General features: G+C 60.1%; 9 protein-coding genes. 1 reads left to right on the top strand and 8 read right to left on the bottom strand.

The window, feature by feature from the left end; all coding sequences use genetic code 11:
* Positions 1-576: 576 nt before the first annotated feature.
* The gene (locus FN060_RS19520) at positions 577-2,271 is read left to right on the top strand and encodes a P-loop NTPase fold protein (RefSeq protein ID WP_183950047.1); all 1,695 of its coding nucleotides are present in this window, start codon (positions 577-579) and stop codon (positions 2,269-2,271) included.
* 278 nt (positions 2,272-2,549) lie between these two features.
* Here the strand turns inward: FN060_RS19520 and FN060_RS19515 are convergent, their stop codons facing one another.
* The 8 genes from FN060_RS19515 to blh form a co-directional block, all read right to left on the bottom strand.
* Positions 2,550-3,170, bottom strand: a complete 621-nt coding sequence (locus FN060_RS19515; RefSeq protein WP_142589662.1) for a tyrosine-type recombinase/integrase — start codon at positions 3,168-3,170, stop codon at positions 2,550-2,552.
* A gap of 299 nt (positions 3,171-3,469) precedes the next feature.
* On the bottom strand, positions 3,470-5,398 hold the full coding sequence (locus tag FN060_RS19510; RefSeq protein ID WP_142589661.1) for a methyl-accepting chemotaxis protein: 1,929 nt from the start codon (positions 5,396-5,398) through the stop codon (positions 3,470-3,472).
* Positions 5,399-5,606: 208 nt separating this feature from the next.
* Positions 5,607-6,410 carry a thiol:disulfide interchange protein DsbG gene (gene dsbG, locus FN060_RS19505; protein WP_077549651.1) on the bottom strand — a complete coding sequence of 268 codons (804 nt, stop codon included), beginning with the start codon at positions 6,408-6,410 and terminating at the stop codon, positions 5,607-5,609.
* 200 nt (positions 6,411-6,610) lie between these two features.
* On the bottom strand, positions 6,611-7,408 hold the full coding sequence (locus FN060_RS19500) for a sulfite exporter TauE/SafE family protein (protein WP_077549652.1): 798 nt from the start codon (positions 7,406-7,408) through the stop codon (positions 6,611-6,613).
* A complete protein-coding gene (locus tag FN060_RS19495) occupies positions 7,390-7,821 on the bottom strand; it encodes a YeeE/YedE family protein (protein ID WP_077549653.1) in 432 nt (143 codons plus the stop codon). Before FN060_RS19495 ends, FN060_RS19500 begins: the two co-directional genes overlap by 19 nt.
* The gene (locus FN060_RS19490) at positions 7,818-8,228 is read right to left on the bottom strand and encodes a YeeE/YedE family protein (RefSeq protein WP_077549654.1); all 411 of its coding nucleotides are present in this window, start codon (positions 8,226-8,228) and stop codon (positions 7,818-7,820) included. Before FN060_RS19490 ends, FN060_RS19495 begins: the two co-directional genes overlap by 4 nt.
* Entirely contained in the window at positions 8,225-8,572 is a 348-nt protein-coding gene (gene bigR / locus FN060_RS19485; RefSeq protein WP_097142925.1) for a sulfite-sensing transcriptional repressor BigR, read from the bottom strand. Before bigR ends, FN060_RS19490 begins: the two co-directional genes overlap by 4 nt.
* Positions 8,563-9,861 (bottom strand): bifunctional sulfur transferase/dioxygenase Blh, encoded by a 1,299-nt coding sequence (gene blh / locus FN060_RS19480; RefSeq protein WP_109707831.1) that lies wholly within the window; start codon positions 9,859-9,861, stop codon positions 8,563-8,565. The genes bigR and blh overlap by 10 nt, the downstream gene beginning before the upstream one ends.
* Between the last annotated feature and the right edge of the window lie 10 nt (positions 9,862-9,871).

The following is a 9,871-nucleotide window of genomic DNA, read 5'->3' as shown; positions in this document are numbered from 1 at the left end:
GATCGCGTTGCCGATCCAAGCCTGAAATTCAGGACAAAGAAATGATTGCGTCCTACGTCAGGTTAAGGCGACGCCACCGGCTGCACGATCGCTCGGCGTTTCCGCCAATACGGCGAAGAGCCACCTGGGAAACATCTTCTCGAAGACAGGCGTCCATCGGCAGTCGGAGTTGCCGAGGCTGGCGATACAGGTTGTCTCATCAAATCCGCACATATGCAGATATGGCGACAGTCGCTGATGCGGCCAACTTGTGCGTCCAGCAGGGCGTCAACCAACCCAAGGCACTGATGTCCGCTTCCGGCGCGGAAGGACGCCCTGAGACATGACGGCAACCGGCCCATTGCGGTCATTGGCGGCCCAATCGCAAGGAGCAGCTACGCGCCTTCACTCTGGTCGTTCAGGTATTTCTGGCCCGTTTCTGAAACCAGACATTCCTGCAGCCAGGCCAAAGCGGGCATCATGGACGCTGCCCTTCGGGATATGCTCAAGCGCGAGATACATATGATCCAGTAGTCTCGCCAGGAACATCAACATGACTTACAACCTTCGGCAGTAAGACGGCTGCGGGATTGAAGCATGAGCACGGAGCAAGTGAAGAATGAAATCCGTCGATTTCTCAAGGCGGAGGATAAACTTGCGCTTTGTTTGAGCGGCAAGTGGGGCGTTGGCAAGACCCATACTTGGGACACCTTGCTAACTGCTGCATTCAAGGATGCCACGGTAAGGCCGCCGCGCTATGCCTACGTCTCGTTGTTCGGCCTTGAGACCCTAAGTGATGTTCGCAGATCAGTTTTCGAGAACACGGTCGAAGCTGCAGCTTTCAGCGAGAAGGAGAGGCTGGAAGCGACCTTCAGCAGCGTATCCGAACGTTTGGCGCAACTGTCGTCCAAGTGGCGTGCAGGGATCGGAATGATCCGTGGCATCCCCGTTGTTGCCGACTACGGAGGATTGGTTGAAGCCGGATTCCTCGACGTGCGAAACCAGATTGTATGCTTCGACGATCTTGAGCGCATGAGCGACAGCCTCGACCTGAAGGATGTGCTGGGGCTGATCACCTTCCTCAAAGAGAAGAAGAATTGTAAGGTGGTGCTGCTGTTGAACAGTGAGGCATTGGAAGAGCAGAATGCCGAGAACTTCCGCGTTCAACTGGAAAAGGTAATCGATATCAATCTGACATTCGCTCCGACGGCGAGCGAGGCGGTTGCCATAGCTGTCCCGGATCGAACGACCCTCCTCACCCAGATGGTCGCAGATTATGCGGCGAAGCTCGAAATCACTAATATCCGAACAATCTTCAAGCTCCTTAGAATATGCGGTCGGCTGGAAGAGGTTTTGGAGGGCTATGACGAGCGCATCATCAAGCAGACCTTTCATAGCGCGTGCCTGTTCGGCTTCGCGATCTACCAGCCCACCGAAGCACCACCGATCGATGCCATCCTGAAGCATCGCCCTTATGCCGACTTCTTCGGTGACGAAGGGGAGCGAACTCCAGAGGAGATCCAGCATTCCGAGCTTCTGAAGCGATATGAGTTCCTCACAGCGGACGGACTTGATCTCGTCGTCTTCGATTGCATCCGCAGCGGCTTTTACGATGAAGTTTCCCTGCGGCGGGAAGCCGACGCGCTTACCGGAAGGCTCGAACTCAAGGACCAGGATGCCGCGTTCAGCAAGGTGTGGGACATCTACCATGGATCTTTCGATGACAATGCAGATGCCTTCGCCACGGAGCTGAAGCAGTCGATCAGGGACAACGCCGCAGCAATCAGTCCTGCGAATCTTTCCGCTTCGATCGCTACCCTGAAGAAACTCGGTCATGGCGACGGCCTCGACGATCTCATTAAGGACTACGTTGACAGCCGAGATGACGGAAAGGACTTCTGGGTGGGAGATCCTGTTTCGCCGCGCTTCAATATCGAGGATCCAGATGTGATCGCGGCTTTCGCTGCCAAAGCTGGTACGTTCGCTGACGACAGAACTCTGAAGGGTGTCGCGACCGCTATCGTGAGAGACAGGGGATGGAGCGAGGACACCCTTGAATTCATCGACAAGCATAGTGCCGACGATTTCTATGCCGCCATGAAAGCAGCAAAAGACGAGGAACTGCGCCTGGTCGTCTATGGACTGACCTACTTCCGAAACATCGGAAACGCAGACGAGAGGATGAAGAGCATTTCCGCGAAGGCCGTGTCAGCCCTACAGAGGATTGGGCAAGAGAGCGCGATCAATCGACTTCGTGTCGAGAAGTTCAGTGTCGTCGTGCCTCAAGCTTAAAGTCACCATTGATTTGTTCTTCGCAGGCGGCAATCCTGTAAAGGTGGAGGTGAACCGCGCCTAGAGATTTCTCTGACAGCGAGCGAGCGCGTTGGCGCTCAATGGCTCGCGCACGATCCGCCTTCTCTGCACCCGCCTCGAGTGTCCGCATCTCGCGTTGGTGGTCCCTATCAGCGTACGGTCTGCTGACGGCCCCTGTTCGGAGAGTGGAACGCCACAAGCCAATGACCGCTTCTGGCGCGAGAGGGACCATCGGCAAGCCGCCGATGGTCACGAACCTACAGCTCAATCTGCTCCGCGATTCTCAGGGCGTCATCTACCTCGACGCCAAGGTAGCGAACCGTGCTTTCGAGCTTTGTGTGACCGAGCAGTATCTGGACAGCTCGCAGGTTACCCGTCTTCTTGTAAATCTGCGCTGCCTTGGTTCGCCTCATAGAGTGAGTGCCATAGGCGCTGGTGTCGAGCCCGATAGACTCGACCCATCGGTGGACAATCCGCGCATACTGCCTCGTCGACAGATGCTGCGACGTCTTGCGGCGGCTTGGGAATAGATAGCTACCGCCGCTCCGTCGGACGAATGGGAGCCATGCTGCAAGTGCAGCTTTCGTCTGCTCGGTCACTTCGAACTGTACGGGCCGCTTTGTCTTCTTCTGGATGATGGTGGCTCGATCCCTGACCATGCTACCAGACCACAGGTCTTCGACCCTCAGTCTTACGAGGTCGCAGGCGCGAAGCTTGCTGTCGATGGCGAGATTGAAGAGCGCCAGCTCTCTGATGGCTCCGCACATTTCCAGTCGAACGCGGATCGACCACACATTCTTTGGCTGAAGTGGGCGCTTCTGACCGACCAGGATACCCTTGTTCCAGGGGCGGCGGGGACGCAGCGAGATAATATCCATGACGAGTTCTCCGCCACTCCTCCCGCCGCGTCACCTCCATCAGGCAGCGGATGATAGCACATCTCGTCGCTACTCGGCCCAGAGCAGACACCGCAGCTGCCGGTCTTGCCAGACGGAGAGTCTTTGAGTTTCGGAGTTTCCGCTCCATCTTTGCATGATGCGGCTCACCGTCTCGAAGGGAGCTGGCGTCTTGAAGACGGTGCCGATGCTCGGAGGTTCTCCGAACGTTCACAACTCAGCCAGGAGGGCCGCGGCGGAAGCGACTGCAGCTTCCGCCTCAGTCTCAGTCATGTCCTGCCTTAAAACTCCTCCCAGCTTTCGGTGCTGACGGCGACGGCGGCGGAGCCCTTGCCGGCGAACGTCCGAGCGATCTTGTTGACCATGCCACGGGCGGGTGAAGCTGACGATGCCATGCTTGCGGTCGCTGTCGTGTTTCGCAGCATCGGCTGGTAGGTTGCCGCGCCGCCGAGCTGGAACTGGCCGATCAGGCCGCGCAGGCGGCTTGCCTCGTTGGCGAGGGTTGCTCCGGCCGCATTGGCCTCTTCCACCATGGCGGCGTTCTGCTGGGTCACCTGGTCCATCTGGTTGACGGCGGTGTTGACCTCCGACAATCCGACCGACTGTTCTCGCGCCGAAGTGGCGATCGCGTCCATATGCTGGTTGATCGTGACGATATAGCTCTCGATCGTCTTCAGCGCTTCGCCGGTGTCGCTGACCAGCTTCACGCCGTTGCCGACCTCGGCAGAGGAGTTGCGGATCAGGTCCTTGATTTCCTTGGCAGCGGTGGCCGAACGCTGGGCCAGTTCGCGCACTTCCTGGGCGACGACGGCAAAGCCCTTGCCGGCTTCACCGGCGCGTGCCGCTTCCACGCCCGCGTTGAGCGCCAGCAGGTTCGTCTGGAAGGCGATATCGTCAATCACGCCGATGATCGAGGAAATTTGGTTCGACGACTGCTCGATCTTGCCCATGGCATCGACGGCATTGGCAACCACTGCGCCGGAATGGCGGGCGTTTTCATTCGCCTGGATAGCTACCGCGCGGGCCTCTTCGGCACGCTTGGAGGAGTTGGCGACATTGGTGGTGATCTGGTCGAGCGCTGCGGCGGTCTCTTCCAGCGAGGCGGCCTGCTGTTCGGTGCGCTTCGACAGGTCTTCCGCACTCTGGCTGATCTCGCGCGAGCCGCTGTCGATCGAGCTGGTGGATTCCGCCACCGCCGTCATGGTTTCGCGAAGCTGCATGACCGAGCGGTTGAAGTCTTCGCGCAGGCCTTCGAATTCCTCGGCGAAGGACTGCGTCAGCTGGACGCCGAGATTGCCGGCGGAAAGCTGCTTCAGCCCGTCGGCCAAGCCCGTGGTTGCCTGTGCCATGGCTTCGGCGCGGATGCGCTCCTGCTCGGCCGTGCGGCGGCGCTGCTCTTCCGACTGCGAGCGCTGGGCATTGGCCTCCTGCTCAAGTCGGCGGTTTTCTGCAGCGTTTTGACGAAAGACCTCGACCGCGTCGGCCATCTTTCCGATTTCGTCTGCCCTGCCGGCGGCGGGTACTGTGAGATTCGTGTCCCCGGCGGCCAACTTTGTCATCGCGTTTGTCATCGCGATCACAGGAGTGGCGACTGATCTTGCCAGGATAACACCAAAGGCAATAGCTATGATGGCGGTGACGGTTCCGCCTGCCAGCAGCGTGGTCATGCCAGTGGTGAAAGAGGCCTCGGCAAGGAGCGCCCGTTCGGCAGCGACCTTCTCGGCGTCTTCAACGAACTTAGTTAGTATCGCCCTGGTCTGAGTTAGACGGGCTGTCTTCGCGATGTTGGCCCTTGTAGCATCGAGCAGGGCAGGGTCTGAGACGGCCGAGACGGTGTCGGAGAGTTCCTTGTTGAAGGTATCAATGGCACCTCGCAGAGGTGACAGAACATTGTTGCGGACTTCGGGAGGAAGAGCACGTTCGAGTTCCGACAGCATGGGAGGGATCGAGTTCCGGTATTCGTCGATACGCCCGACGAAGGCCTTGTCAGCACTCGCCGCGTATCCGCGCATCGCATTCTGAGTCTCCACAAGGGTCGACAGTATAATGTTTGCAATCTCTACTGTTTTCTGAGTCTGCGCGTTCTCACTCGTGGTTCTGCTAATATGGGTTAACGATATAAGCACCACCGCGGAAAACAGCAGTACGACTGTGGTGATCGTCGAGAAGGCGATCAGAAGCTTGCGCGATATGCGCAGGTTGGCAAACATTTCAGGCTCCAGGGTATTGTCATTTCAGGAACTGGAAATGTAACGACCGGACGTTAAGATCATGTCACTGTAGGCCCCCCGCTGCGAGGGAAGGTTTGCTTTCCGCCTGTCATTCGATGTGATCGGCTAGGTCCGCTTCTGGAACAATGCTGGCGATCGACGTCCCCTATCGGCCCATTGCAGACATAGAAGAGCGGAGCGGGTTAAGCTATCTCGAACCCAAGATCATCTCGAGCGCGGCATCCTGAGGCAGACCAGCCATCTGTCCGATGCTACCATCTGCCTTCCTGAAGACAATCGCAGGGGTGCCGGAAAAGCCAAGCTCGGTCATCAGGGTGGCATTGTGCTCAAGCTTTTCCGCCATTGCGGGGCTGACCGTTTCCAAAGGGGCGATGCCGCCGTCCTCGTACTTGTGTTCGTTTTCGGCCAATGCCTCCTCAGGAGACTTAGCCTCAAGAATGGCAGCCGCCTTGGCAGGCGAATCCTGTCTGATCACGCCGACCATGACATGCCGCAACTGCACCTTGCCCGCTTCGACCCATGGTCTGGCAGACTTCCAGAATTGGTGGCAGTAGGGACAGTTTGGATCGGTAAACACGTAGACGATCCTTGGCGCGTTTGGGCTTCCGTCCTTCACCCATGTGGATCGCTCAAGCTTTTGCCAGCCCTCTTCCGAGATCGGCGCTTCTACCATCTCCTTGAGTTGGGTCTCCGCCATGTCCTGTCCTGCTGCGTCGACAAGTGTGCCAACGACCACATGTTCGCCATCCGGGGTGAGGTAAAGTGCCAGAGGTTGAGCGCCAGCTTTTGCGGCGAATGCTCTCAGACCGCCTGGCACCTTCATCTCTCCAAGGATTGTCAGTCCCTGCTGCTCGATCGCCTTCAGGATCCGGGGATACTCTTGGGGCTGCGGGACATCCTCGGCTGCGGCGATCTGTGGTGCAGAACCGAACAGCAGCGCTGTGAACAGCATCAGGGTGGGTCTGAGATTGGTGACAATGAAGAGGCGCATTGGAGTTCCTTCAAAAGCTGTCGCTTGACCTGCTCACCTTAAGGCAGCCTTAAGGAGCGGCCCCTGTGCATGTGGCAGCGCCGGTCCTTGCTTCTGTCCGAGTAAGTGTCGCTTTGTTAACGGCGTCCTGAATAGACGTTCACTCGGCGCCGGCACCGCTATGAGGCGCCAGGAGGTCGCCACATTGAGATTGGCCGCCCTCAGCCAATCATCGACGTCCCCCAGTTGCGATAGAGGATGTAGGCTGCGACCACGAAGATCAGCGCGGCAAACAGGCGGTTGAGGATGTTCTTGTAGGCGCTGAGGCGTGTGGCGAGGAGCATTCCGAGCACGCCGCCGATGATGCCACCACCAATGAACTCGGCGGCAAGCCACCAATCCACCAGACCGGAGCTGGCGTAGTTCAAGGCGGTCGCCAGCCCGAACACGCCGACGGAGAGGAGCGAGGTACCGATCGCGTTGATCATCGGCATGCCGGTCGCCAGCATCAGGCCGGGAACGATCAGGAAGCCTCCGCCGATGCCGAAGAAGCCGGATGCCGCGCCCGCGGCCAATGCGACGGCCGCGGTGGCGAGGCACATCCGGAGGTCGACAGGACGGCATTCGACCGCAACTGCCTTCCTGGGCTTGAGCATCAGAGCGCCCACAACCACCATCAGGATGCCGAACAGGAAGATCAGTCGGTCTCCGTCCATCGCCTTGCCGAGGCTTGAGCCGGCAAGCGCGCCAACCACGCCAAGCGCGGAGAAGACGGCCGCGCACCGCCACCAGACATGCCCCTTGATCGCGTGGCTCACAAAGTTGGCAAAGGCGTTCACGGCAACCGCAAGCGCGCCCGTTCCAATGGCAACATGCGGCTGCGTGACGCCGACGACGTAGAGGAGGAGCGGCGTCGCCAGGATCGACCCACCGCCGCCGAGCAGGCCGAGCATGAAGCCGACGATCCCGCCGGAGCCGACTGCCGCAAGAATTGAGGTGGTCACGTCCGTCTGCTCCATACTCGGTCGTGCAAGGTCATGCCCACCAGCATGGCGATGACGAACAGTACCGTCTGGGGGATGCCGATGGGCAGCGACGCGACCGCCGGGCCGGGACAAAAGCCACCGATCCCCCAGCCGAGGCCGAACAGGGCGGATCCGATGATGAGCGGCGGGTCGATCTGCCGATTGGTCGGGACATGGAAGCTGTCGCCGAAGGCCGGGTGTCGCATCCGCTTCATCACCTGAACACCGATGAAGGCGACGACGACGGCACCGCCGAGAACAAAGGCAAGACTTGGATCCCACGTGCCGAAGATGTCGAGGAAGCCTTGGACGCGTGCCGGGTTCAGCATCCCGGAGAGGGACAGGCCGAAACCGAAGACGATGCCTGATGCGAGCGCGGCAGCGAACTGGTAGATATTCCGGTTCATGATCCAAGACCTCGCAGAAGGGTAACGGCAACCACGCCGGCTGTCAGGAAGGTGGCGACAGCCACCATCGAGCGCGGCGACAGGCGGGCCAGCCCGAGGACGCCATGCCCGCTGGTGCAGCCGGATCCCATCCGCGAGCCGAATCCTACCAGCAACCCGGCGACGATGATCAGCGGCCAGCCTGCAGTGATCTCGACCTCTGGCCAACCATCGAACATGACGAGGTAGGCCAATGGCCCGAGCAGCAGGCCGAGCACGAAGGCCAGGTTGGTGGTCAGGCCGACACCCTGGGCAAGACGGCCGACGATGCCGCTGATCCCGGCGATCCGGCCGTTGAGGAGCAGCAGCATGACCGCTGACAGGCCGATCAGCATGCCGCCGGTCAATGATGGGAGATACTGGCTCATGTGTGGTCCTTCACGCAGAAGATGTCATAGAGGGCGGCGACCAGCTGGGCCGCCTTCTCCTCGGTCAGGGAATAGAAGATCTGCTTGCCGTCCCGCCGTGTCTCGACGATGCCGGAGCCACGCAGCACCGTGAGGTGCTGCGACAAATGTGGCTGATGCAGATCGAGCTTCTCTTCAAGCTCGCCGACCGAGTATTCTCCCTCCACCAGCGTGCAGACGATCATCAGCCGCGCCGGATGGGACAGCGTCTTGAGGAGGTTTGCCACCTCTTCGGCGCGGCTCGCCATTTCGACCGGGGAAAGCCCTGCCTTCAACATTGCCTTCAGGTCGGTGCTCATTCCCATGCCGCCCCCTGCAATGCATCGAGCGGGAACTTGAGGTAGCGCTTGCCGTTGGCTTCCGGCTCCGGCAGACGCCCGCCGCGGATGTTCACCTGCAGGGCATGCAGGATGAGCTTTGGCATAGGCAGCGTCTTGTCACGCTTGGTTCTGAGAGCGACGAACTCCTCCTCGCTCACGCCGGCAAGATGCGGGTTGGATTTCTTCTGCTCGGCCACGGTGCTTTCCCACCGAGGCGCCCGATCATCCGGCTGATAGTCGTGGCCCGTGAAGATCCGCGTCTCGTCCGGGAGCGCGAGGATGTCCTGTATCGACCTCCACAGCACCCGTGCATCACCACCGGGGAAGTCGGCACGCGCCGTGCCGCTGTCGGGCATGAACAGCGTGTCGTGGACGAAGGCTGCGTCGCCGATCACATAGGTGATGGAGGCGAGCGTATGTCCGGGCGAGAACATCACCTTCGCATCGATAGACCCGACCTTGAACGTATCGCCGTGGGCGAACAGTTGGTCCCATTGCGATCCGTCGGTGGCAAGCTCGGGCCAGTTGTAGATACCCTTCCACAGCTTCTGCACGTCCACGACGCGCTCGCCGATGGCGGTGCGCGCGCCGGTCTTCTCCTTCAGGTACTGGGCGGCCGAGAAGTGGTCGGCATGCGGATGGGTGTCCAGGATCCACTCGACCGTCAGTCCTTGGGCGCGGACGTAGTCGAGGATGGCGTCGGCATTGAGCGTCGCCGTCGCACCTGCCTTCTCATCGAAGTCGAGAACCGGGTCGACAATGGCGCACTTGCCCGTCTCCGGATCGGAGACGACATACTGGACGCTCCAGGTGCGCTTGTCGAAGAAGCCCTTGACCTGCGGTCGGCGGGGGGCCTGCTTCTCCAGCCAGGCTGCAGCGCCCCTTGTGTCGAAGCCGCGTTCACGTCCGAAGTCCATGACCTGGTCGGCACGCAGGCGGCCGTCGAGGACCTCTCCGATCACATAGAGGTTCAGCGACCGGGTGCCGGTCTTGCAATGGGCGAAGACGGGGCCCTCAGATTCATCGATCGCGCGCTGGAAGGCGCGCACGTCCGCCTCGGTGATGGTGGCTCCGGTGACTGGAATGAACGCATAGGACAGGTTGCAGTGCTTTGCTTCCTGCGCTTCGGCTTCGGTTCCCGGCTGTCCGGGCTCCTCGCCATCCGGGCGATTATTGATAAGTGTCTTGAACCCGTTCGCGCGCAGCGAACGGATGTCTTCGACGCTTGGCTGAGACGAGACCGAAAGCTTCTCGGATACACTGGTGACAGGCATAACTAGCTCC

The organism is Pseudorhizobium halotolerans (genome assembly GCF_902153235.2).
GTDB classification, from domain to species: domain Bacteria; phylum Pseudomonadota; class Alphaproteobacteria; order Rhizobiales; family Rhizobiaceae; genus Neorhizobium; species Neorhizobium flavum.
The sequence above is the reverse complement of the archived record's forward strand: the minus strand, read 5'-3'. Positions and strand labels throughout refer to the sequence as shown.